Below are 21983 nucleotides of genomic sequence, written 5' to 3' on the forward strand. Positions count from 1 at the left end.
GTGCCACCCATGGCTCTACCTGGGCGAACGATCGCGCAGGGCAATCCGCCTGCGTCCGATCATCAGGTCGATCAGACAGAACTTGCCGACTGGATGGAGGAGATCGAAGAGGGCGTTGCCGATGCGGCGTCTCTGGGGACGCGTATAGATGCGGTTGAAACCGACCTCTCCGACCTGCAAGCGCTCGGTGGTGCCGTGTCGGCTCCGTCTGCCGCTGGCGGGCCTGTTGTTGCCGCTACGACCGGTGATGTGGCGCTGACTGGCGCATACACCGTCGACAGCCGGGCGATGACGGACGGCGAGGCATATCTGGCATGGAGGCAAGCGACTGGCGCCACGGTCACTGACCCTGACACGGGTGCGACCAACAGCCCGGAAAACGGTATCTACGTCTACAATTCCGCTGGCGCTCACGTCCGCCGGTCAGACATGGATGCGGCCGGGGAGGTGCAGGCGACGTCGGTCTATGTGACTGGCGGAACAACGAATGGCGGCAAGACCTTTTCCACATATTCTGCCGTCACCGCTCTTGGCACCGACCCGATTACGTTTATCGTGGCGCAGAACCAGAGCGGCCTGGCTGCAGATGTGTCTGCAATCGAAAGCAAGCTGGACGATCTCCGCGGCGTTGTGCAGTTTGGGGAGGCCTCTCCCGCCGCAGGGGATACAGATGGCTACAACCAGGTGTTTTTCCCCTTCGGCGGCAGTACAAAGGGCCGTCGCCGACTTGTCAGCATCGTCGGGACCTACCACACCTCAGAAGCTGGAAATGTCTACAGAGCCACGCTTGACCGGGATACGAACCAATACGCCCTGACGGAAATGCTAGGTTCATTTACGCCGCTGGCCGCAACCCACACGACGCTGGCCGCAGAGATTGATCCTGCTGGGATCATTCTGGAAGACGGTGAAATCCTTGGTATCGCCCAAGCGAAGATCCGTTCCACCGCAAACGTGTACACTGGCGCGCCTTGGTATCAAAGCGGTGTGGCAGATCCCGGAACCACCGCGACCGGCACGGCCCAGCTGGTCGACTTCAACCGGCTGGAAATCGGCTATACCGTCGAGCAGATACCGGCGGACTCGGATCGCGTTCTGGCTTTGGAGACCGCGTCGGACGACCACGCGGCAAGCTTGGACGCTCTTTCCGGGTCGACCGAGGTATCTCTGTCATTTGGCCCATCCACGCCGACGACAGGCGCGGGCCTCACCCTGACGCAAACTTACGTTTTTGGCCCGTTTCCGTTCGGTTTCAAGATGTCAGGGGTAACCGCCGTTGGCAGCGCCTCTCCGGGGGATGTGGCCATCTACGCGGCGTCGGTGGTCGGCGATCAGGTGACAGTCGATACAGGAACGCGGCGATTCATCGACACCGTGGCCGGTGCCTCTCAGGACTATGTATTCGACGCGCCTTTGGTCATACCGCCCGGCGGGTACATCGGTCTGAGGCCCAAAAACAATATCGCGACGATAACCGCCGATGGAACGCCATACCAGCGCACTGGAGCGGGTGACACAGCCAATCCGGGCACATTGACGACGACCGGCACGAACACGGAACTGCAAATAAGGTTCGATGGTGTGCACCTCATGCCGGTGCGCTTCGGCGCACAAAGGCGTGAAATTACGGTCGCAAACGGGGAATCGCTTCTCATCAGTTCCGACAGTATCGCGGCGGGCTTTCACAGTCCTCCGGGTAAGGCGTGGCCATGCACGCTTGGGGCGCTGACTGACTACCGGATCGTCAACGGTTCACAGCCCGGGCGCGATGTGCTGGGCATGGCGGACGATATCCGCAATGGCGAGTTGTACTGGGCCTTTGGCGTCTACCTGAACGAGGTTAACGCCAAGCGCATCCTGATCATTTCTGGCGCAAACGACGGCCACATGGTCAGCGCTCGCGCCGAGTATCTGACGGCGAACTTCAAGCGGGCCGGTGAAGCCGCGCGGGCGGCTGGAATTGAACCGACACTCATCAGTCAAGTGAGTGCGACAGCACAGTATCGAGATCTGATCCGCCGCGCCGCAGAGGATCTCGGTTGTGACTATCTCGATACCGGGGATATTCGCCGTCGCGCCGGGGGTCTGCCTGACTGGCAGAACCAACTCGGGCACCTGACCGCGAGATCAAACAGCCTCTACCACCAGCCTGTCGCAGAATACGTCAACAGTCTGCCACGGCCTGTTCAGGGGATCAAAGCGTTCCGGCACCGACCGACGTTCGCAGTATCGAACGATCTCGATCTGTTGTTTTCGAACTTTCACGAAAGGGCAGAGCGGTGGGTTGAATTGTATTGCTCTCACCGCACCCTGCCGCCAGCCGTGCTGGAATATTACGATGCGCTCGATGAAGGCGCGGACTTGCAAACAGGTTACGTCGACATCCTCGACGAACATGAGACATGGCGGCAGGGCGGTGCGCTTGAGTTCGAGGATTATGCGCTGATCGAGGTGACACTCCCCGGGACTGCTTATGATCTGGACGACGTGCGAATGAACCTGAACGTACCATCCGGTGCCACGGTGCTTCTGCGCGATTGGGACTATGACGAAGGGCTTGAAGGGAAGCCGAACATCACCACTCCAGACGCCACATATCTGGCAGTTTGGGACAGTCCAGTCGGCAGATTGGCCGACATCACCAGCGACATCTCGGATGGAGTGGAATACCCGCTCTCAAAGATCAAGGGCTACGTCCACGACCGGAAGCTGACGATAATCATCAAGAAAGCAGGGGTGTTCACGATGACCGCGCCCAGCTTTACGGTGATCGGGCGATTGATCGAGTATCCCGAGCGGGTTCCGCAGCCGAACTGTCGCTTGTCACCGACGCAACTGCTCGCTGCGACAGAGTTTGATGCGAGCCTGACCGGATGGTCCACAACAGGAACCCCGGCGTCCTATGCGCCTGTCGATCAAGCTACGGCGATCTGGGGGCCTGAAAATATAGGCACTCCTGTCGCGCGCGTGGTCGAGATCACGGAAGCGAACAAAGTTGCGCAGGCGGTAAGCATCCCTGCTGTTGCTGTTGATCGCGTCTTCGCGTTGGATATTTATCACCGCTACAATCCGCTCGCTTACGTCGATCCGACTGGCAGGGGATGGGACGTGTCGCGGTATATCGACCGCACTGTCAGCACGTACCCTGACGACGCGCCCATTACATCCGACACATGGGATTTCCGCACGCTGGTCATCGAGATAGCCAATGGGGCGGCATTCCCGTCGGAAGGCGGTCACCTTCTGCGCGCAGGCAGCCCGACCATGTGGCATCGGACGCGGTATCTGCACCGCGTGCCAGCAGGTGAGGTCGGGGACTTCATCTTCCAGCTTTCCGCCGCTGCCGGAACAATTGAAGTCGCGGTCTGCGAACTTCGAGAAGTCGTTTGATCGGCAACCCCGGCACCTGAGCCTATCCACGAACAAGCAACACGGGGGCCGAATGACCACCGACGAATTCCCGCACACGATCCGCGGGCGGATCATCGAGCTTGCCAAGATTGTGGGCGCTGTATCCATCATCCTGAGCGCTGGCGGCGGGGTCTGGGCCTGGACTTTCGGGCCCGTCGCCGAGTTCTTCGACCGGCTGGACCAGTTGGTCGATGACGTTGCCCAGCTGCAGGAGGACGTGGCCCGGGCCAACGGAGACGACCGGGTGATCCGTCAGCCTGCGGGCCTGAGCTACATCCGCGAGCCTGTGCGGCAAGGCGATCCGGTGGTCATGATCCTCGTGGCGTCCAGAACCAAGCTGGGGGCGTCGTGCCGCCTGACCGACTGGGTGCCGATATTCACAGACGAGCAGAACATCCCGACTCCCGGACGCCGCGCCAGAGCTGGGGCGATTGCCCGCCAGATCGACCGCGACCTTCAGACACTGCGGATCGAGATGGTCCCGCCAGACGAACTGCGGCCAGGCCGTGTCTCCGTCTACCTGACCCTGACCTACTCCTGCCCGTCGCCGGATGGAACGGCGGTCGTGCAGGACCGCACGGATGCGTTGCCGTATCTCCTGATAGAGCGCCAGCAGGGGCGGTGATCTCTGTCATCTTCGCGGGGTGTTTGTCATGTCGGCCCGGCTACTCCCTCGCCTCGCCACCTCGGTGATCGAAGCGGTCAGCATGACCTTGATGCACCTCGGCAGTTTCGGGCAGTGTCAGGCGAGCCTCTGCGCCACCGCTTGGATGATGCAATTCAAGCCATGGGTCTGGATCTTCGACCGGGTGTTCTGGCTCTACGAGAGGGACCATTGCCGGAGAAGCTTCGAGAGGTGTTGGAAGTGAGCGCGGTGGTATTGTCCGCATTGTGGCCCGCATCACACCAGGACCTCCTACCGACAGGCTGCTCGGGAGTGGTGTGCCACTTACCCATCTGACCCCCGCCGCGCTCGGGTAGGTGCACTATCGGGCCATGAACCCCGACGCCGGATTGGGCCACCGGTCTTGAGTTTAACGCCTTTCGGCTCCCACAAATGCACCCGCCGGAAGGCGGTTTGGGCGCGCCCCATCCTGGGTGGCCATTCAGCAGGGGGCGACCCCGCATCAGTCGCGACTAAGGCCAGCAGGGACTCGAACCCTAAAACACGCGCCCGCGCACCCTACCACGCACCACCCCCACGAGCAACTGAAAGGAAGCGCCATGCGCACCGTCGACAACGCGACGAAGGTCTTTTTCCTGTCCTACTCCATGATCGGATACCACCTCACCGGCTTCTGTCTGCTGGCACCGGCGGTCCTCTACTACGGCTTCGGACACGAAACGGACCCGAACCTCTGGTGGCTGGCTGCTGTCGGGGCGTGGATCTTCGGTACGGTGGGCCGCATCGTCAAACAGGGCAGCTTGGGAGGCGAGTGATGAAGCGCGTTCTCCCGATCCTCATTGCCCTCGGCGCTGCGATCTGGCTGACCACCTACAGCGTCGAGACCGCCCCCGCACCGAAGCCCGTACCGCCGCCAGTGGTGCAGGCCGAAGACCCCGACGCGGCATTCCTTGAACTGGCCATCCCGTTCGTGGGCCGTTGGGAGGGGCTGCGCCTAGAGGCGTACCTCGATCCGGTTGGCATCCCCACGGTCTGCTATGGCGAGACCAAGGGTGTCAAGCTGGGCGACAAGTACACCAAGGCGGAATGTGACGCCATGTTCGCCCGTGAGCTGCTGGCCTATCGTGGCGGAGTGCATCGCGCCCTGACTGCCGAGACGCTGGCCCGGCGCCTGCCGGTAACGCGCGACGTGGCCTATTCTTCGCTCGGGTACAACATCGGTATCGGCGCGGTGTCTAAGTCGACAGCGGTGAAGCGCCTCAACGCCGGAGACGTGCCCGGCGGCTGCGATGCTATCACGTGGTGGGACAAGGCCGGGGGCAAAGTCCTTCGCGGCCTGACGCTGCGCCGAGGTGAGGAATACGACCTGTGCATGGTGGGCGTCCGATGAACCTGCCCGCGATCCTCGCCACCTTGCTCGCTGCAGCCGTCGCTTTCGGCGCATGGCAGTACGTCAGGGCAAACGGACTGGCTGACGAACTCGACACATGCATGGCCTACAGAGACACACGCGAAAGGATCGACAATGCGCCTACCGTTGATAGCGTCGATGATGCTGTTAGGAGCCTGTGCCGTGAAGCCGGGCGATCTGACTGCCCTCTGTGACGGAACTCGCGAGGCTCGCACTGAGCACGCCTCTGCGCTTGTAGATGACGGCGGACCGAAGTCTCGGATCACCGGGGCGAACCTGCTGGGGAAGATCAGGGCAGGATGCGGGGGTTAGGCCTGACCCCTGCCAATGGTGACAACTTCACCCGAAAAACCCATTTCCCGTAGTGTGGTGATGGGGTTTTTGCCGTCAGCAAGCACACCCTTTAGGGCATCCGGAAGGTCGATCTCATCTCCATATTTGGAGATAGCATCAAGCCTGACATCGTTCCAGTTTTCGCTGTTCGCTTCTGTCGGAAAGCCGGGCAGCGCGATGGTCAGCGCGCTCTTCATGGCGCCGGAATAGTGCCCTAACTCATGTGTATAAGCCGGGCGATCAAGAAGGAATGACGCCACCTCGTAGAGCGAGTCTATCTCTCCCATCAGTATGCCGGTGGTCGCACTCAGCACACCATGGGTCTTGAATTTTGCCATCGTCTTATCCTTTCTCAGCCCCGCCCCGTGCGGGTTTTTTTGTTTCAGGTGTCCGGAAGTTCTCCAGTCTCGGCAAAGTGCTGCAGTGCCGGGAGAAGGTCGCGCACCTGAGATTGCGACAGGTGCATCCGATTGTTCGCCACATGTCCGACGCCGCCTTTGTGCATGTTTTGCTCAAGTTCCACGTCTTCCCACCCCTTGAACGGAGTGAACCGCTTTAGGCCTATCTCGGAGCATCCAAGCCATATCATGCCCTCTTCCGCCACGGCGCTACTACGTTGAAGGCTGCATACCTCACCGTTAGCGTCCTCAAAGCGGTCGATGCGGAATCCGCGCTGCGTTGTCTCTGCCATTCTATTGCTCCACTCTCAGGGCGGCTTCATGCGCGCCATGCGTGCCACCGTTCGTCTGGATGACGAGGCCCAGGAGGATGGCGGCGATCAGCGCGGCGGTGCGGGTGCGGCTCATGGGGACTCCGGGGTGGCTGCTTCAGAATCCATCTGGTCGATTGTGTCAGCCGTTTCGCGCAGCATGTTGGTGTAGCGGCGCACGGCATCACTGGATAACGCATCGTTCGCCCTATCGGGAATAAGCAGGCAGTCACCCGCCCAGCTTGCCGATCTGCTGGCCACGTAAGCGGCTTGCCGAGAGAAGTTTGCGCGGCTGATAGCCATCATCTCATCCTTTCATCTGGTGGGCGGGGCAGGATTTGAACCTGCGTGGGTTTGCACCTGCGGATTTACAGTCCGCCGCCTTCGACCGCTCGGCCACCCGCCCGGGTTGGTTATTCGATCTTGGAAATTGCCTTCGCCAGTTCCCGCGCCTTGTTCGCCGCGATGTTGACGGCCATCCTCTGGGCAAGTTCCGCGGGCTGGTCTGACGGGAGCTTGATGTCATAGTCCTCAATGCCAAGCCCGTATGCGTGCATCGTCCAGAACCCCGGATTGTTCACGTTGTCTTTCATGACGACCAAGCGGACAACGCCAGATTTCACCGCCCACGTGCGGGGGTTCCGTTCTTCTCCGCGCCTGTAGCTCGTTGCGTCTTTCCATTCCGTCATATTCGGCTCCTGTGTTGACTGCAGCGTATGCCCCGCGATGTCGCATGTCAACCATTTAATGGTGGACAGCCTTGCCCCGATATGGCATGCTCTGTAAATGGAAGACATGGCACGAGACCCGGCAGAATGGCGGTCCCAGATGAAGGACCACGAGCGCAAAGAATTGGAGCGCGCGGAGCGTATGAGGGACGTGGCTGCTGAGAACCTGCGCGTCGTGACGAAGAAGCTGAAAGATCGCGTTATCAAACGGATGCGCAGGGCGAAGGAGCGGGGCAATGGATGACCCAAAGCTAGTAGTGATCTACTACGACAAGGACGGCTGGCCGACGATCTACGCGGACACTGGAGCGGAGGTCTATTCCGTTGATGAGCGTGTCCCGGCGGATCGCATCTACCGCAACTCTCCCCAGCAAATCCCGGACGGAATGCTTGACGGCCCCGTTGGTTATCTTGGCGACAAGAGCGCAGCCGAGGTCAGAGCGCACCGCGCCGCCGCGTACATCGAGGGCCGCCCGCACCTGACGGTTGCCACAAAGGAGGGGCAGGGGGATGAGTGACCTGCTTCACGCGGTTCGCGTCCCATCTTGGGGTTTGTCCGTGACCGGCGCGGCCTACTACGGCTACAGGATCGGCTTGCATGTCGGACCATGGCTGGTGTTCGCTCTCCCCGCCCCACCGACAGAGGGGGAGGGGTGATGTTCTACTTCGCAAGATGGCACACCGCAAATATTCTCATCAAAATTGCCTTCTTCATTGCCCCAAGAGGTGCAGCCAGAGATCGCCTGCTGAAAGCGCTGGTAGATGAGAGCTTGAAAATTATCCACGACGTTGACCTTCACCGGGCTGCAGAGAGGGCGAAGTAATGCGCTGCACCTGTTCATCATGCTGGCCGGATTATCCGTACTTTCGCGTTTGCCCTGACTGCGGGAACAAGCGTTGCCCGAGAGCGAAGCACCACGACCATGAGTGCACCGGATCAAACGAGCCTGGGCAAAAGGGCAGCAACTACGCGTGACTGCCCCACGTGGCAAGAAACGGAAATCCACATAGGAGCACGACATTGATAGAGACCATCGGATGGATCGCCCTCGCGCTCGGCGGCGCTTACCTTCTCGGCGCACTTGGCATTTTTATCGGAACCGGCTTAGGCCGAGGGGGGCTTGAGGCCGTCCCGCGAGGGTTCGCCTTTGGCGCGGTCATTGCGGTTGGGTGGATCGCACTTGTGGTGTGGTGGTCGCCTCTGACCATAGGTATCCAGTAACGGCTCCGCCTTGCGCGCCCTAAACCTGATCCGCCTTGGCGTCATGGTGATAGGCCCGGCTACACCGTACGTCGTTGCCGCGCTGTGCATCGTTTTCGCTGCTGGCTTCGTGGCCGGGGCATGGCTGTGGTGAGGCGCGATCCGGGAGTGGCTGATCCGGCACGGCGTCGAGGCGCCGGAGAAACTGCCGGTTGAGCCAGAGCGGCGGCCGGAAATGGATCAGTGATCTGGTATCCAACCACCGCCTAACCTGCTGATATTTGGCGGTAGGTGCGTAACCCAAATTCTAGAGAAAACCTAAAGAAATCAACGAATGTGGCTATCCTGCCGGGATCGCCAAAGCTCCGTTATTTCCTTTTATTTACAACCTCTTGCGCAGGGATTTCATCCAGCCAGTCGGAAAGGTCGGACACTTTCGCAGTGCGGATATTTGCCATGCCACCCGCCGACAGCTTCTTGCGCTGGGCGGTTTTCACATAGGTTAAACGCAGTGACCGAACCTATCTCCACTCGGCTCATGCAGCCGAACGCTGCCGCTTGGATTGATAGCGGCGCTCCGCGCCCTCGAGCCCTTTCGTGCCGAACGTTGCAGCCCTCGCAACTGCGTGCGAAGAGATGAGGGGCTGGAAAGACTTCCCCTTATCCCGCCGCTTGCCATCCTTCGGTGGCGAAGCGGAATACGCGGCCGAACTTTCCATCAGCGAAGTTGAGATGATCATGTTGCAGGCCAGCAGCTGAGGCCTGAAGCTTTCCGAACTTCACAGTGCAAAAGCGAGGTTTTAGGAGCGGCCGAGACCTCATGCATCAAGAATATCGAGAATTGGCCCTTCCTTGTGAATGCCGGTCTCTTCCCGCTCGGCTCGCGGCCATCGCACCGGTGACGACAAGCATGGCGGCAAGACCCAGGTAAATGGTGGCAGATGCTTCTCCCGCCAGGACCAGAAGGGCGGTCGAAAGAATTGGGGTCGAGAAGGAAATCACGCCGAGCAGGGCGATGTTTCCATGTTTGGTCGCGTGGTCCCATGACAGGAAGGTCAAGCCGATGGGGCCAATACCGAGGAGAACAATTGCCCACCATTGCCCGGGAGTTGGGCTGACGCTGGTTTCGAAAACCAGGTGAGACAGGGCGGACAGTACCGCAACGGCCCCGCAAACGCCGATCAGCATCTCGCTGGGCACCCCCGAATATCTGCGATTGAGCACCGAGTAGCCGGACCAGATCAGGGCGCAGGCGAACGCCGCCACGTATCCAGAGGCTGGGCCGACGGCCTCCACCGTCGCGGATTTATCTGCGAACATGACGACGACACCCGCAAGGCCCAGCAACGCACCGAGACCGTGGCCCCACCGCACCCCGCCGCCGCCCGAGGCAAGAGAGGCAAAGACCACGATCAGCAGCGGCCAGAGGTAGGCGATCAGGCTGGCGCGCGCGGGTGGTATGCTCGACACGGCGTAGAAATAGGCGGCATGATAGGTGAAGATCGCCAGCACAGCCATGATCCAGGGGCGGAACGGTTGTTTCAGGACGCGCCACGCGCCTTTTCCCCGCGCTACCAGGAAAAGGAGACCGGCAACAAAGGCTATGGCCGCGTTCGTCGCAAGCAACTGGAACGGCGGAATGCCGGCGGCCCGTGTCGAGAGCAAGGCCAGCGACGCAGAAAACCCTATGGCGACAAGGCCGACAAGTGTCGCCGCTGTTTGAGAATGGTGCGCCATGGGACCTCCGGGGTTTTTGCCCTCAGAGACACGGTTTCAGGGGGATATTCTTGGCCAAGGCGGTCAGCGAATTGACCGAGGCGATCAGTCTTTGGCGATCGGCGTCTTGCGGATTCTGGCCGGCGTCGTGCCACGTTCGCGCCGAACCGCACGGTTGAGCGCGCTCTGGTCGGAGTAGCCTGTGACCATCGCGATTTCGGCAATCGGCAGTCTTCCTTCCGCCAGCAAACGTTCTGCTTCATCGATCCTCAGCGTCGAGAGATACGCTGCCGGAGTCGTGTCCAGCTTCGCGCGCAGAAGCCGCTTGAGACCGCTGACACTGGTCCCTGCCTCCCGGGCGACGTCTGCGACGGTGATCGGGTCCGCAAGGCGCTGACGCATGTAGCTGCAGGCCCGGTCGAGGATCATGTCCCGCATATCCACCGGGGCAGTCACGCGGGTCATCTGATCGAGCAGAAGCGTCATCCAGGCGGATGCTCGGTCTGCGCCGTAGTCGCCGATGGCGCGAAGATAGTCCAGCAGGCTGCGCAGAACCGGGTCGATGTGGAAAAACGGCGGGATGTTGTCCGGATGGAGCCTTTGCTCATCGGGTGGAAGGTCCAGCACGATGAACCTGCTTTTCGTCGCAGCAGAGAAGGAATGGACCTCGCCCGCCCGCACGAAGGCGGCCGATGAGTCGTGAACATGCCCCCTTCGGGAGGCGCGCAACTCTATCTTGCCGCTGAACGGCAGGACAATCTGATGAAACTCGTGCCTGTGGTCCGGCTCGTTGGGCACGTAAGATCGGAGACTGACTCGCGGCTGCATGGCGTCGGTACGTTTTCTGTTCACAGCTCGCTTCGACAAGGATCTGGGCTGTATGAGGATTGGAAAAACCTTTGGCAAGTCCGCATGAAACTGCTGCACGCACGAAATACGCAATTCCGGCCTTAGGTAGCAAATCTGCCGAGAGGGGAGATCACCGGGGGCCACAGTGGTGATGCACCGGTCTTGCCCGGTCTGCTCAGCCAGACCCCGATTGGCGACGAGCAAGAGCATGTTCGCGCGTTCAAGCGCTGGTTTCCGTTGAGCCTTCGGGCGCTGAACGATGGTCTTGCGGCAGAATAGCCCTGTATCTCAATCTGCCGCTCCCGACCGTCTATTTTAGGTCGCCCCCGTTCGCGCGCTGGGACTCGGCCGGTTATCGCACCACGGTCATGCCGGCCCTGTCCGCACCAGCCAACCATTGACTAATTCGTTCGAACGAACTAATGATGTTGAATGACCCTCTCAGCACGCGAAACCTCGAGCACACGACAATCGATCATCGACGCGGCACGCAATGTGTTGATGAGCGACGGCTATTCCGGCCTTTCGACGCGGGCGGTCGCAGTGGCCGCAAACACGCAGATGAGCCAGATCCGCTATCACTTCGGGTCGAAGGATGGATTGATCCTCGCCCTTTTCGACGACATGACGGAACGCCTGATCTCCCGGCAAAGCACGGTCTTCAATGATCCGGAGATCCCGCTGTCACGCAAATGGGCCCTGTCCTGCGACTTCCTCGATCAGGATCTCGACAGCGGCTACGTCAGGGTGCTGCAGGAGCTGATCGCGGTCGGATGGTCGAATTCTATGGTCGGTGACGCGGTGCGCACCTCCTTCGGCCAGTTGCGGGATATGCATGTCGCCCTTGCGAAGGACCTGGCCGACCGGATCGGCGGGCTTGGTCCTTTTGACCCCGAGGATGTAGCGGCGCTCGTGGGCAGCGCGTTCATCGGTGCCGAGGCGTACCTCTTGCTGGGGCTGGAAAGCGATGCCCTTCCCCTGCGCCGGGCCTTGCGGCGGGTCGGTGACCTGATCGCGCAGCACGAACCCCCAGATACAGCGAAGGAATAGGTCATGCGCGCCGCCACCCCGACCAGCGAAGGCATGATCGTTCGGGACGGGGTGACGGTGCACTATGCCATCCATGGCGACGGTCCACGGACACTGATGTTCCTGCCCGCATGGCCGATTGTCCATTCGCGCGTCTACAAAGCGCAGATCCCCTACTTCGCCGACCACTTCCGGGTGATCTCGTTCGATCCGCGCGGCAACGGCCTGTCGGACCGGCCCGAGGATCCCGACGCCTATGCGCCCTCGCAGAACGTGGCCGATGCCTTGGCGATCCTCGATGCGACCGACACCGCGAAAGCGAGCCTGATCGGGCTGTCACTTGGCGGTCTCTACGCGGCGCTGATCGCGGCCCATGCACCCGAACGGGTCACGGCGCTGGTCGGCTGCGGGGCTGTCGTGCCCTTCGTGCCCCCGCACCCCCACAAGAGCGTCGACGTCGTTCGCGCGACGCCTGAGGCCCCGGAGGGTTGGGACAAGTTCAATGCCCGCTACTGGCAGACCGACTACGCCGACTTCTGCGCGTTCTTCTTCAGCCGGATGTTCTGCGAGCCGCATTCCACCAAGCAGATCGAGGACGCGCTGAGCTGGGCGGCCGACGGCAGCGGCGAGGTTCTGGCCCGCATGTCGCTGGCCGAAGACCGGGGCCCTTATCCCGCGCCCGAAGAGGCCTATGGCAGGATCCGCTGCCCCTCGCTCTGGGTTCATGGCGAGAGGGATGAGGTCACCCCGTGGCAGATGTCCGAGGCCGCGGCGCGCGTCACGGGGGGTGAATTCCAGCTCTGGGCCGGTGTCGGGCATGGCGCCAACGCGCGGTATCCGGCGCGGTTCAAGACGCTGGTACGCGCCTTCCTCGACCGCCATACGGGGACGCCGCCGCCGGTGAAGCGGACGCGCAGCCAGCGCCCGAAGCGGGCGCTCTACCTGTCGTCGCCGATCGGACTGGGCCACGCCCGCCGCGACCTTGCCGTCACCCGAGAGCTGCGCATCCTGCATCCCGAACTCGAGGTGCACTGGCTGGCGCAGGATCCGGTGACCCGCTTCCTGTCCGCCAATGACGAGGTCCTGCATCCGGCCAGCGCGCGACTGGCCAACGAATCCGCCCATATCGAGGCGGAAGCGGGCGAACACGACCTGAATGCCTTTCAGGCGATCCGCAACATGGACGAGATCCTGATCAAGAACTTCATGGTCTTTCAGGAGGCGGTCGAGGACGGCGACTACGACCTCGTCATCGCCGACGAGGCCTGGGACGTCGATCACTACTGGCACGAACATCCCGATCTGAAGCGCGCCCCGGTCGCGTGGTTCACCGACTTCGTCGGCTGGGTGCCTATCCCGGAGAATGGTGCGCGCGAGGCCTTCCTGACCGCCGACTACAACGCCGAGATGATCGGCCATGTCGAAGCCAAGCCCGGTGTCCGCGACCGCGCCATTTTCGTCGGAGGACCCGAGGATATCATCCCGATGAGCTTCGGTCCGGACCTCCCGCAGATGCGCGACTGGGTGCCTGCGCATTACGACTTTTCCGGATACATCATCGGCCAGCATCCCGCGTCCTTCGGCAGTCGCGCAGAGCTGCGCGAGAGGTTCGGGTATCGCGAGGGCGAGAAGGTCTGCATCGTGACGGTTGGCGGCTCGGGTGTCGGGGCCAGCCTGATCCGCCGGATCCTGAATGCCTATCCGATCGCCCGGGCGCGCATTCCGGAGCTTCGGATGATCGTGGTCACCGGACCCCGCCTGAACCCGGCGGCCTTCAAGCTTCCGAAAGGGGTCGAGGCGCGCGCCTTCGTCCCCGACCTCGACCGGCATCTGGCCGCCTGCGATTTGGCGCTGGTGCAGGGCGGGCTGACCACCACGATGGAGCTGACGGCGGCGGGAACGCCCTTTCTCTACTTTCCGCTGAAGAACCATTTCGAACAGAACTTCCATGTCGCCCAGCGGCTTGATCGTTACAACGCTGGGCGGCGGATGATCTACGACCAGAGCGACCCGGAGCGGATCGCGCAGGCGATGGTCGAGGAACTGGCCGCTCCGCGGGTCATGCGCCCGGTCGAAGCCGACGGTGCCCGCCGGGCCGCAAACATGCTGTCCGACCTTCTTTAGACCCCGGAATTTCACAAGCGAAGGATCCTGCTGCACGCCTCTCACCCCTGACCGGAGAAAACCGATGACCCCATGGGAAATCCACGGAACCGAACTCACCAACTGCAACTGCGCCTACGGCTGCCCCTGCCAGTTCAACGCGCTGCCCACCCACGGCACCTGCGAGGCGGCGATCTGCTTCCGTGTCGACAAGGGCCACCACGGAGAGGTGTCCCTGGACGGGCTGAACTTCGCGGCCGTCGTCAAATGGCCGGGGGCGATCCACCTCGGCGAGGGCCGCATGCAGATCGTCATCGACGAGGCGGCATCCCCGGACCAGCGCAAGGCCCTGGAACGGATCATGCGGGGTGAGGACACCGACGAGATGGCAACGATGTGGTGGGTCTACTCGATGATGTCGCCCCACAAGGAAGAGACCCTCTTCAGGAAGTTCGACTATTCCTGCGATGTCGAGGCCCGGACCGGCGCGGTGCGGATCGACGGTGTCCTCGATCTGGACGCCGGCCCGATCATCAATCCCGTCACAGGTCAGCCGCACCGGGTCCGCATCGATATGGTCGGAGGGTTCGGGTACGAGATCGCCGAGATGGGCAGCGCGACGACGCGGACCCACGGGCTGATCGACCTGCCCAACAACACCGACAGCTACGCGCAGTTCAACGAGTTGCACTTCAACAACCACGGTTACATCAGGGCGGCGGCCTGACATGACCGAGGCCCTGACTCCGGTTGAGCGGCTGGTTGCGCGCGACAAGCTGGTCGTGAGCGCCGCACTGACAGCCGTCATTCTCGCGAGCTGGGGCTACCTTTGGATCGGCGCCGGCATGGAGATGCCGGCGTCGATGTCCGACATGGCCATGCCCGTGTCACCCGCGACATGGACGCCGGGCCTCGCGGCGACCATGTTCCTGATGTGGTGCGTCATGATGGCGGCGATGATGCTGCCGAGCGCGGCCCCGGTGATCCTGCTCTACGCCGCGCTTGCGCGCCGGTCCGGCGGGCACGGGTCGACGCTCTTGCTGGCCTCGGGCTATGTGCTTGTCTGGTGCGGGTTCAGCCTGATGGCGGTTTTGGCCCAGTGGATCCTCGTCCGGCAGGGTCTGCTTGAAGGGATGCGCAGCACCTCGGTATCGCTCTCCGGCGGGCTTCTTCTGATGGCCGGAGTGTATCAACTGACGCCCGCCAAGTCGGTCTGTTTGAAAAAATGCCGGTCCCCTGCGCAAGTCCTGACTCAAGGCTGGCGCCCCGGCCCCGGCGGCGCATGGCAAATGGGACTTCGCCACGGTCTCTACTGCGTGGGCTGTTGCTGGGCGATCATGCTCCTGCTGTTCTGGGGTGGCGTCATGAACATCGCCTGGATCGCCGCACTGGCGGGATTTGTCCTCTTCGAAAAGCTGGCATCGCCCCGACCCGCCCTCGACCGCCTGATCGCGTGGGTGATGATCGGCGCGGGAGCGACCCTGATCCTTGTCGGCCTGCGCTGAGTGTCCGCGCAGCCTGCGGTTCGCAGGGAAGGTCACCGTCAGGCAGGTCTGGATCGCAGCGTCGCTGCAGCACGATTGCCGACCCCGCTTGCCGGTCGGTGGCGGCTTCCAGACCATGCCCGGGCCGAACCAGATCGTCAGGAAGCCACGCTGCTTCAGCGCATCGTTGCAGGCCGGCCAGTTCCCGGTCTTGTAGCTCGGCGGTCTTGGTCCGCTCATGCAGTCCCGGCTACCATGCTGATTTCACGACATGACTCCTCGGCTCGATTTGCGCGACAGAGCTGCACGCCGGGAAGCCCCTGAGAAAAGCGCATGGGATATCGCGGCGACCATCGCCGTAAATGTTCCGAGTTCATTCCTTAGGGCCAGGGACACCGCCCCCCTTGGGATAGAGATGATCTGACCCACCGGCGCGCCGGGCCCGGGGTCAGGCGGGCTGGCGCATCAGTTTCATCATCCGCGCGGTATCGATGGCGCGGCAAATGCCCTTCGCAGGGCGGGCGAGGGGAACGTCTTCCGCGGCGCAGAGCGCATTGAGGACGGCTTCGTCCACTGCCTCGACCGCTGCCATGTAGACCGGGTCGAGCCGCTCGTCGTTGAGCGTGGTCATCTGCCGCCACGCGCCGGAAAGCTGCGGCAAGGGCATCTCGTTGGCCGTCGAGAAGGCGAGAAATATGTCGCCCGAGTTGTTGCCCCCAGGTGTGCCAGCGCGCCCGATCCCGATGGCGGCCCGGCGCGACAGGCGCTCCAGCTGCCCTGGAGACAGCGGCAGGTCCGTCGCCAGCACGACGATGATCGACCCGCGTTCGGTGATCATGTCGGGAATGCGGTCTTCGGGCATCTCGGGACCGATCCGATGGCCGGCAACGGTCAGCCACGGGCGCATCCCGTGGTTTGCCTGGACCAGCGCGCCGACCGTGAAACCCGCGCCGTCGATGTCGAGCCGGCGCGAGGACGTGCCGGTGCCGCCCTTGAACTCGTAGCAGATCATGCCCGCGCCCCCGCCCGAGTTGCCCTCGCGCACGGGGCCGGTGGCGGCGGCGTCTATGGCCTGCCGCGCCAAAGCTTCGGTGACGTGCAGCCCGTTGATGTCGTTCAGCACGCCGTCGTAGGTCTCGGCCACGACGGGCATTGCCCAGAGGTGGTTCGCTTCCCAGGTTGCGCCATAAGTCTCGATCATCCAGCGGACTGCCGCCGTGTGGCATGGCCCGATGGCATGGGAATTCGAGATCAAGATCGGCCCGGCCAGCCAGCCGCCGTCACGCACCCAGTGCGCCCCGGTCATCTCGCCGTTGCCGTTGAGGCTGAACTGCCCGGCCCAGACGGGTTTGGGCTCGGCATCGCGCCCGCGCGGCAGGATCGCGGTGACGCCGGTCTGCACCTGGATGCCGCGGGTCGCCAAGCTTGGATCGCGCGACGAGAGCAGCTCTGCCGCGCCGACTTCGATCCCCGGCACGTCGGTGATGGCGTTGAGCGGCCCGGGGGTTCCGGGCAGCGGCACTCCCAGCGCGCGGGCGCGGGGTTTGGTCCTGCAGGTCATTTCTGGCGTCTCGATCGGAAGTAGAGGCCCGCCGCCGCGATCACGAGCGTGAACAGCAGCATCAGCGTGGCAATGGCGTTGATCTCTGGCTTGATGCCGCGGCGGAGCATCCCCCAGATGTGGATCGGCAGCGTGGTGTTGCCGGTGCCGGCGATGAAATAGGTGATCACCAGATCATCCATCGAGATGATGAAGGCCAGCAGCCACCCCCCGAGGATGCCCGGAGCGATGCCCGGCAGCGTCACCTTGCGGAAGGTCTGCGCCGGGGTGGCGCCGAGGTCCGCAGAGGCTTCCTCGACCGAGGTGTCGAATGCCGCGAGCCGGGCCGAGACGGTGACGAAGACATAGGAGATGAGGAAGGTCGACTGCCCGATGATGATCGTCATCATCGACAGGTTCATGCCGATGGTGATGAAGAAGATCAGCAGCGCAATGCCCAGCACGATGTCCGGCATGATCATCGGCACCATCATCAGCGTGCGGTAGAACCGCGCCAGCCGAAAGCGATAGCGCGCCACGCCGAGGGCAAGCGCCGTGCCGAACACCGTCGAAAGCGCCGAGGTCGAGAGCGCGACGATGAGGCTGGTCTTCACCGAGGCGTAGAGCTGTACGGTGCTGTCGATGTAGCTGGCGCTATCGGTGACAGTGGTCTCCATCCCGAAGATCTGGCGATACCAGTCGAGGGTGAAGCCGTCCCAGATCAGCATGTTCACGGTGTTGGCATTGAACGAGTAGACCACCACCAGCAGGATCGGTGCGTAGACGAAGGCAAAGAACAACATTCCGTAGAGGGTCAGCATTCCGCGCAGGGTCATTGTGCGGCCTCCCCGTTGCGGGCCAGGCGCAGCTGGACGACCAGCAGGCACAGCACCGCCGCCATCACCATCATCGCCAGTGCCGAGCCGAAGGGCCAGTTGCGGGCCGACAGGAACTGCTGCTCGATCAGGTTGCCGATCATCAGCACCTTGGCTCCGCCCAGCACGGAAGGCACGATGAAATTGCCGAGCGCCGGGATGAAGGTGATGATCGATCCGCCCACGATGCCGGGCAGGGTCGCGGGCAAGACCACCTTGAAGAAGGTCTGCAACCGCGTGGCCCCAAGATCCGCCGACGCCTCGATCTGCGCCATGTCGAGCTTTTCGATGGAGCCGTAGAGCGGGAGGAACATGAAGGGGATAAAGACGTAGGTCATGCCGAGGATCACCGCGAAATCCGTGTAGAGAAACTCGACCGGCTCGGACGTCAGCCCTGCACCCATCAACCCCTGGTTCAGGAATCCGGTGGGTCTCAGGATCAGCACCCATGCAAAGAGCCGCACGATGAGGCTGACGAAGAAGGGCAGGGTGACGAGGAAGATCGCGAAATCGCGCAGCCCCGGGCGCATCCGGCTGATCCAGAAGGCGGCGGGATAACTGATGACAAGGCTCGCCAGCACGGTCAGCGCCGCGAGTTTCAGAGAGCGCAGGAAGATCGCGATATACACCGGATCGAAGCGGTCGTAGCGGGTGTCGGCCCAGCCGAGAATGCGTCCGAAATTGAGATGGTTGAAGGTCCAGTCGACCCCACCGTAAAGACCGGGGGTCAGGAAACTGTAAATCAGCATGATCAGCAGCGGACACATGAAGAAGACGAGCAGGAACAGCGTCGGCAGACCCAGCAGGCCAATGAGCTGCATCAACTTGCGGCGCGCGAGGGTCATGGTGCGACCTCGTCGATGATGTGCAGACCCTCGGCGGCGGCGTAAAGCGTCATCTGCGCGCCAGGTGCGGGCAGACTCTGGCCGGTACGCAGCAGGGCGCGGATCTCGCCGAAGGCGGGGGCGTGCAGCACTACCTGATGGTCGGTGCCGGTGTAGAAGGTCTCGCGCAGGGTGCCGGTCAGGCTAAGCGATGGCCCGGCGGGGGCGGTCAGCGACAGCGCCTCCGGGCGCAGCAGCAATGTGGCCGAACCGGGGGCGCGGGGCGCGGCGAAGGTCTGGCCGTCGACAAGTTGCGCGGTCCGCCCGTCGCATCGTACAGGCAAAAGATTGCTTTCGCCGACGAAATCGGCGGTGAAAAGGTTCGCCGGGCGCTGGTACAGCTCTGTCGGTGCGCCGATCTGCTGAATGCTGCCATGCGCCAGAACCGCAATGCGGTCGGACATGGTCAGTGCTTCCTCCTGATCATGGGTCACGAAGATGAAGCCGATGCCCAGTTCACGCTGCAGCGCCTTCAGCTCCTGCTGCATCTTCTGGCGCAGGTTCTTGTCGAGCGCCGAAAGCGGCTCGTCCAGCAGCAGCAGCTTCGGCTTTGCCGCCAGCGCCCGGGCCAGCGCGACGCGTTGTTGCTGGCCGCCGGACAGCTGCGAGATGCTCCGCCTTTCCAGTCCCGACAGACCCACGAGGTCGAGCATCTCGCCGACGCGGGTCCGGATCTCGCGCTTGTCCTTCCCGGCGATTTCGAGCGCGTAGCCGACGTTGCGCCCGACGCTCATGTGGCCGAAGAGCGCGTAGCGCTGAAACACGGTGTTCACGGGTCGGCGGTGCGCAGGTTTCTGCGTGACCGCCTGTCCGTCAATCACGACATCGCCGGAGTCGAGGCTCTCGAAGCCATTGATGGTGCGCAGCAGCGTGGTCTTGCCGCAGCCCGAGGGGCCGAGCAGCGTGACGAACTCGGAGCTTGCAAGCCGAAGTGAAATTCCGTCGAGAGCGGTCAGCGTGCTGCCTTCCGGGGTACGGAACACCTTGCGGGCGTCGATGATGTCTAGGGCAGAGGGCATGGTCGTCCAATCAGGTTCGCCGGCGGGCGTTGCCCGCCGGACAAGGGGTCACTGGGAGGTTTTGATCCGCGTCCACTCGGCATTGTAGAGTTGCAGATCGCGACCGAGATCCTTGAAGATCTCCAGCTTTTCCAACACGTCCTGCGGGGGATAGATCGTCTCGTTCGCACCGATCTCGGCGGGGATCAGCTTTTGCGCGGGCATGTTCGGCGTGCCGTTCATCTGCTGCTCCACGTTCATTGCGGCGATCTCCGGACGCAGGTAAAACTCCATGAATTTTTTCGCGTTCTCGGGGTTCGGTGCCGAGGCGAGCAGACACATGTCTTCCTGATAGAGCGTCGCGCCTTCCTCGGGGATGATGTAGTCGATGGTATCGGGGTTCTCGGCGACAAAGATGTTGGCGCCGACATACCAATGCGCCGCCGCTACATCGCCGGAGATGACCTGCGGCACGCTGTCATAAGTGAACGCGGTAACGCCCTCGATGTTGTCGATGATGTAGTCGGCGGCGCCGGCAATCTTGTCCGGTTCGGTCGCGTTGACCGAGTTGCCTGTCATGATGAGGCCGATGCCGATGGTTTCGCGCAGATCGTCAAGCAGGGTGATTTTCTTGCCTTCGGCACCGAGGGCGAAAAAGTCCTCCCAGCCGTTGATGTCGCCGGCCAATTCCTTGTTGTAGACGATGCCGACGTTGCCCCAGGCGTAGGGCAGGCAGTATTCCGCGTTGGGATCGGTTTCGGCGCGGACAAACTGTGGGTCGATGTTCTCGAAACCGGGGGCTTCGCCGATGTCGGTCTTCGCCAGCAGCCCGAGCTGGAACATGATGTCGTGCATATGCACCGACGGAAAGACGATGTCGTAGCCCGTCGCACCGGCTTGGATCTTGGCCAGCATTTCCTCGTTGGAGCCGTAGGTGTCGAGCGTCACCTCGATGCCGGTCTCCTCGGTAAATGCTTCGAGCACGGCCGGGTTGATGTAGTCGCCCCAATTGTAAAGCGACAGAGTCTCCTGTGCCATCGCCGCCATCGGGGACAGTATCAGCGCAGTCGTGGCAAGGTGGATCGGTTTCATGTTCAGGCTCCCTGTGCAGTTTTCGCAGTATTCTTGTTGCAGTCGAAAAATGGTTGGCTACTGTCATTTCCGTCAAATGTCATTTTTCTGTCATGTGGAGAATGCTCATGCCCAACGGCTTTTCCTCGTATGCCGAGGCTTCAATTGATGAACTAATGAGCAAGATGGAGGCCGGCCTGTCTGATCTGCCCAAGCAAGAGGCGAAGGTGGCGCAGTATTTTCTGCTTAACCGTGCGTCCATCTCTTTCGAGTCGGGCAAGGGCATCGCGCAGAAGGCCGGAGTGGCCGAGATCACCGTGGGCCGGATGCTGCGCCGCTTCGGCTGCGCGGGGCTCAAGGAGTTCAAGGCGATGCTGCGGCACCGCTACTCTATCATTGGCGAGAGCCTGCCTCGGGACACAGAACTGTCAAGCGACTGGCAGGCCCAGAGGGATGCCGAACTGCTGGCCGTCAGCACGGTTTACGGAAAGATCGACAGCCCCGGTTTCGCGGCGGCGGAGCGGTATCTGCGCCAGTCGGCCGAGGTGCACGTGACGGGCTTTCAGACCGTGCGCGGGCTGGCCGAGGACGTTGCCCGCCGCTTGGCGCTGGCGCGGCCGCGCGTGCGATTCCTGTCGGGGCATGACAGCATGCTTTCGGAATGGCTCGATCCGCTGCCTGAGGGGGGAAGCTGTTTGTTGATCATCGATGTGATTCCCTATGCTTCCGAATGCGAGACGCTGGCACGCATTGCCCGCGATCAGGGCCGCGACGTGGTGGTGGTGACGGACGAGTATTGCCACTGGGCGCATGATGTGACTGACGCGGTGATCAACACGCCGTCGAAGACCGGGCTGTTTCTTGAATCGACCCTTGGCATAACCGCAGCGACAAGCCTTCTGATCCACGCCACCGCCAGCGGGTCGGGCGCCGATCTGGCCCGCCGCATGGGCGACTGGAAGCGATTGTCACGTCAAATGCGGATCTTCTGAGCGGCGATGCGGTAGGCTTGGGCT

At 62.4% G+C, this 21983-nt stretch carries 24 protein-coding genes, 1 tRNA gene and 2 pseudogenes; 14 read left to right on the top strand and 13 right to left on the bottom strand.

Annotated elements, in window-relative coordinates:
* Positions 1 to 9: 9 nt before the first annotated feature.
* From QNI11_RS01880 to QNI11_RS01900, 5 genes are all read left to right on the top strand, one after another.
* Positions 10 to 3390 (top strand): hypothetical protein, encoded by a 3381-nt coding sequence (locus tag QNI11_RS01880; protein ID WP_283982132.1) that lies wholly within the window; start codon positions 10 to 12, stop codon positions 3388 to 3390.
* Between the two features lie 52 nt (positions 3391 to 3442).
* The gene (locus tag QNI11_RS01885) at positions 3443 to 4036 is read left to right on the top strand and encodes a hypothetical protein (RefSeq protein ID WP_283982133.1); all 594 of its coding nucleotides are present in this window, start codon (positions 3443 to 3445) and stop codon (positions 4034 to 4036) included.
* A 28-nt stretch (positions 4037 to 4064) separates the two neighbouring features.
* Positions 4065 to 4280, top strand: coding sequence for a hypothetical protein (locus QNI11_RS01890; protein WP_283982134.1), 216 nt, complete (start codon positions 4065 to 4067; stop codon positions 4278 to 4280).
* Positions 4281 to 4635: 355 nt separating this feature from the next.
* Positions 4636 to 4851 carry a hypothetical protein gene (locus tag QNI11_RS01895; RefSeq protein WP_283982135.1) on the top strand — a complete coding sequence of 72 codons (216 nt, stop codon included), beginning with the start codon at positions 4636 to 4638 and terminating at the stop codon, positions 4849 to 4851.
* Positions 4851 to 5426 (top strand): lysozyme, encoded by a 576-nt coding sequence (locus QNI11_RS01900; protein WP_283982136.1) that lies wholly within the window; start codon positions 4851 to 4853, stop codon positions 5424 to 5426. The genes QNI11_RS01895 and QNI11_RS01900 overlap by 1 nt, the downstream gene beginning before the upstream one ends.
* Before the next feature lie 329 nt (positions 5427 to 5755).
* Here the strand turns inward: QNI11_RS01900 and QNI11_RS01905 are convergent, their stop codons facing one another.
* The 5 genes from QNI11_RS01905 to QNI11_RS01925 all read right to left on the bottom strand — a co-directional run bounded on the left by QNI11_RS01905 (position 5756) and on the right by QNI11_RS01925 (position 7178).
* The gene (locus tag QNI11_RS01905; protein WP_283982137.1) at positions 5756 to 6118 is read right to left on the bottom strand and encodes a hypothetical protein; all 363 of its coding nucleotides are present in this window, start codon (positions 6116 to 6118) and stop codon (positions 5756 to 5758) included.
* Positions 6119 to 6162: 44 nt separating this feature from the next.
* Positions 6163 to 6471, bottom strand: coding sequence for a hypothetical protein (locus QNI11_RS01910; protein ID WP_283982138.1), 309 nt, complete (start codon positions 6469 to 6471; stop codon positions 6163 to 6165).
* A 111-nt stretch (positions 6472 to 6582) separates the two neighbouring features.
* Positions 6583 to 6795 (bottom strand): hypothetical protein, encoded by a 213-nt coding sequence (locus QNI11_RS01915; RefSeq protein WP_283982139.1) that lies wholly within the window; start codon positions 6793 to 6795, stop codon positions 6583 to 6585.
* A gap of 14 nt (positions 6796 to 6809) precedes the next feature.
* A tRNA-Tyr gene (locus QNI11_RS01920) sits at positions 6810 to 6895 on the bottom strand.
* Between the two features lie 7 nt (positions 6896 to 6902).
* A complete protein-coding gene (locus tag QNI11_RS01925; protein ID WP_283982140.1) occupies positions 6903 to 7178 on the bottom strand; it encodes a hypothetical protein in 276 nt (91 codons plus the stop codon).
* Positions 7179 to 7317: 139 nt separating this feature from the next.
* Here QNI11_RS01925 and QNI11_RS01930 point away from each other — a divergent pair, with 139 nt between their 5' ends.
* The 3 genes from QNI11_RS01930 to QNI11_RS01940 all read left to right on the top strand — a co-directional run bounded on the left by QNI11_RS01930 (position 7318) and on the right by QNI11_RS01940 (position 8041).
* Complete coding sequence (locus QNI11_RS01930) at positions 7318 to 7461, top strand: hypothetical protein (protein ID WP_283982141.1); 144 nt, start codon at positions 7318 to 7320, stop codon at positions 7459 to 7461.
* The gene (locus tag QNI11_RS01935) at positions 7454 to 7735 is read left to right on the top strand and encodes a hypothetical protein (RefSeq protein ID WP_283982142.1); all 282 of its coding nucleotides are present in this window, start codon (positions 7454 to 7456) and stop codon (positions 7733 to 7735) included. Before QNI11_RS01930 ends, QNI11_RS01935 begins: the two co-directional genes overlap by 8 nt.
* Positions 7736 to 7873: 138 nt before the next feature.
* Complete coding sequence (locus QNI11_RS01940) at positions 7874 to 8041, top strand: hypothetical protein (protein ID WP_283982143.1); 168 nt, start codon at positions 7874 to 7876, stop codon at positions 8039 to 8041.
* A gap of 1202 nt (positions 8042 to 9243) precedes the next feature.
* Here the strand turns inward: QNI11_RS01940 and QNI11_RS01945 are convergent.
* Entirely contained in the window at positions 9244 to 10155 is a 912-nt protein-coding gene (locus tag QNI11_RS01945; protein WP_283982144.1) for a DMT family transporter, read from the bottom strand.
* An 84-nt stretch (positions 10156 to 10239) separates the two neighbouring features.
* Positions 10240 to 10986 carry an AraC family transcriptional regulator gene (locus QNI11_RS01950; protein WP_283982145.1) on the bottom strand — a complete coding sequence of 249 codons (747 nt, stop codon included), beginning with the start codon at positions 10984 to 10986 and terminating at the stop codon, positions 10240 to 10242.
* A gap of 123 nt (positions 10987 to 11109) precedes the next feature.
* Here QNI11_RS01950 and QNI11_RS27705 point away from each other — a divergent pair.
* The 5 genes and pseudogenes from QNI11_RS27705 to QNI11_RS01970 all read left to right on the top strand — a co-directional run.
* Positions 11110 to 11202, top strand: a pseudogene (locus QNI11_RS27705) (IS5/IS1182 family transposase); the annotation flags it as partial.
* A 213-nt stretch (positions 11203 to 11415) separates the two neighbouring features.
* Entirely contained in the window at positions 11416 to 12033 is a 618-nt protein-coding gene (locus QNI11_RS01955) for a TetR/AcrR family transcriptional regulator (RefSeq protein ID WP_283982146.1), read from the top strand.
* A 3-nt stretch (positions 12034 to 12036) separates the two neighbouring features.
* Positions 12037 to 14136, top strand: coding sequence for an alpha/beta hydrolase (locus QNI11_RS01960; RefSeq protein WP_283982147.1), 2100 nt, complete (start codon positions 12037 to 12039; stop codon positions 14134 to 14136).
* A 64-nt stretch (positions 14137 to 14200) separates the two neighbouring features.
* Positions 14201 to 14842, top strand: coding sequence for a DUF1326 domain-containing protein (locus QNI11_RS01965; protein WP_283982148.1), 642 nt, complete (start codon positions 14201 to 14203; stop codon positions 14840 to 14842).
* Position 14843: 1 nt separating this feature from the next.
* Positions 14844 to 15620 (top strand): DUF2182 domain-containing protein, encoded by a 777-nt coding sequence (locus tag QNI11_RS01970; protein ID WP_283982149.1) that lies wholly within the window; start codon positions 14844 to 14846, stop codon positions 15618 to 15620.
* A 33-nt stretch (positions 15621 to 15653) separates the two neighbouring features.
* Here the strand turns inward: QNI11_RS01970 and QNI11_RS01975 are convergent.
* The 6 genes and pseudogenes from QNI11_RS01975 to QNI11_RS02000 form a co-directional block, all read right to left on the bottom strand.
* Positions 15654 to 15839, bottom strand: a pseudogene (locus QNI11_RS01975) (transposase); the annotation flags it as partial.
* A gap of 208 nt (positions 15840 to 16047) precedes the next feature.
* Entirely contained in the window at positions 16048 to 17160 is a 1113-nt protein-coding gene (locus tag QNI11_RS01980; protein ID WP_283982150.1) for a P1 family peptidase, read from the bottom strand.
* A complete protein-coding gene (locus QNI11_RS01985) occupies positions 17157 to 17975 on the bottom strand; it encodes an ABC transporter permease (protein ID WP_283982151.1) in 819 nt (272 codons plus the stop codon). Before QNI11_RS01985 ends, QNI11_RS01980 begins: the two co-directional genes overlap by 4 nt.
* Positions 17972 to 18859: an ABC transporter permease gene (locus QNI11_RS01990; protein ID WP_283982152.1), complete on the bottom strand. Its 888-nt coding sequence runs from the start codon at positions 18857 to 18859 to the stop codon at positions 17972 to 17974. Before QNI11_RS01990 ends, QNI11_RS01985 begins: the two co-directional genes overlap by 4 nt.
* Positions 18856 to 19917, bottom strand: a complete 1062-nt coding sequence (locus QNI11_RS01995) for an ABC transporter ATP-binding protein (RefSeq protein WP_283982153.1) — start codon at positions 19915 to 19917, stop codon at positions 18856 to 18858. Before QNI11_RS01995 ends, QNI11_RS01990 begins: the two co-directional genes overlap by 4 nt.
* A gap of 48 nt (positions 19918 to 19965) precedes the next feature.
* On the bottom strand, positions 19966 to 20988 hold the full coding sequence (locus QNI11_RS02000) for a PotD/PotF family extracellular solute-binding protein (protein WP_283982154.1): 1023 nt from the start codon (positions 20986 to 20988) through the stop codon (positions 19966 to 19968).
* Between the two features lie 107 nt (positions 20989 to 21095).
* Between QNI11_RS02000 and QNI11_RS02005 the strand changes: the two genes are divergently transcribed.
* Positions 21096 to 21959, top strand: coding sequence for a MurR/RpiR family transcriptional regulator (locus QNI11_RS02005; RefSeq protein WP_100930864.1), 864 nt, complete (start codon positions 21096 to 21098; stop codon positions 21957 to 21959).
* Positions 21960 to 21983: the final 24 nt, after the last annotated feature.

Origin of the sequence: Sagittula sp. MA-2, assembly GCF_030126985.1 — a bacterium.
GTDB lineage: Bacteria > Pseudomonadota > Alphaproteobacteria > Rhodobacterales > Rhodobacteraceae > Sagittula.

Coding starts and splice junctions, on each gene's coding strand:
- QNI11_RS01925 (WP_283982140.1), bottom strand. CDS start 7,178: ATGACGGAATGGAAAGACGCAACGAGCTACAGGCGCGGAGAAGAACGG.
- QNI11_RS01940 (WP_283982143.1), top strand. CDS start 7,874: ATGTTCTACTTCGCAAGATGGCACACCGCAAATATTCTCATCAAAATT.
- QNI11_RS01970 (WP_283982149.1), top strand. CDS start 14,844: ATGACCGAGGCCCTGACTCCGGTTGAGCGGCTGGTTGCGCGCGACAAG.
- QNI11_RS01915 (WP_283982139.1), bottom strand. CDS start 6,795: ATGATGGCTATCAGCCGCGCAAACTTCTCTCGGCAAGCCGCTTACGTG.
- QNI11_RS01990 (WP_283982152.1), bottom strand. CDS start 18,859: ATGACCCTCGCGCGCCGCAAGTTGATGCAGCTCATTGGCCTGCTGGGT.
- QNI11_RS01890 (WP_283982134.1), top strand. CDS start 4,065: ATGTCGGCCCGGCTACTCCCTCGCCTCGCCACCTCGGTGATCGAAGCG.
- QNI11_RS01930 (WP_283982141.1), top strand. CDS start 7,318: ATGAAGGACCACGAGCGCAAAGAATTGGAGCGCGCGGAGCGTATGAGG.
- QNI11_RS01905 (WP_283982137.1), bottom strand. CDS start 6,118: ATGGCAAAATTCAAGACCCATGGTGTGCTGAGTGCGACCACCGGCATA.
- QNI11_RS01960 (WP_283982147.1), top strand. CDS start 12,037: ATGCGCGCCGCCACCCCGACCAGCGAAGGCATGATCGTTCGGGACGGG.
- QNI11_RS01910 (WP_283982138.1), bottom strand. CDS start 6,471: ATGGCAGAGACAACGCAGCGCGGATTCCGCATCGACCGCTTTGAGGAC.
- QNI11_RS01935 (WP_283982142.1), top strand. CDS start 7,454: ATGGATGACCCAAAGCTAGTAGTGATCTACTACGACAAGGACGGCTGG.
- QNI11_RS01895 (WP_283982135.1), top strand. CDS start 4,636: ATGCGCACCGTCGACAACGCGACGAAGGTCTTTTTCCTGTCCTACTCC.
- QNI11_RS01985 (WP_283982151.1), bottom strand. CDS start 17,975: ATGACCCTGCGCGGAATGCTGACCCTCTACGGAATGTTGTTCTTTGCC.
- QNI11_RS01880 (WP_283982132.1), top strand. CDS start 10: ATGGCTCTACCTGGGCGAACGATCGCGCAGGGCAATCCGCCTGCGTCC.
- QNI11_RS01995 (WP_283982153.1), bottom strand. CDS start 19,917: ATGCCCTCTGCCCTAGACATCATCGACGCCCGCAAGGTGTTCCGTACC.
- QNI11_RS01885 (WP_283982133.1), top strand. CDS start 3,443: ATGACCACCGACGAATTCCCGCACACGATCCGCGGGCGGATCATCGAG.
- QNI11_RS01955 (WP_283982146.1), top strand. CDS start 11,416: ATGACCCTCTCAGCACGCGAAACCTCGAGCACACGACAATCGATCATC.
- QNI11_RS01900 (WP_283982136.1), top strand. CDS start 4,851: ATGAAGCGCGTTCTCCCGATCCTCATTGCCCTCGGCGCTGCGATCTGG.
- QNI11_RS01945 (WP_283982144.1), bottom strand. CDS start 10,155: ATGGCGCACCATTCTCAAACAGCGGCGACACTTGTCGGCCTTGTCGCC.
- QNI11_RS02005 (WP_100930864.1), top strand. CDS start 21,096: ATGCCCAACGGCTTTTCCTCGTATGCCGAGGCTTCAATTGATGAACTA.
- QNI11_RS02000 (WP_283982154.1), bottom strand. CDS start 20,988: ATGAAACCGATCCACCTTGCCACGACTGCGCTGATACTGTCCCCGATG.
- QNI11_RS01965 (WP_283982148.1), top strand. CDS start 14,201: ATGACCCCATGGGAAATCCACGGAACCGAACTCACCAACTGCAACTGC.
- QNI11_RS01980 (WP_283982150.1), bottom strand. CDS start 17,160: ATGACCTGCAGGACCAAACCCCGCGCCCGCGCGCTGGGAGTGCCGCTG.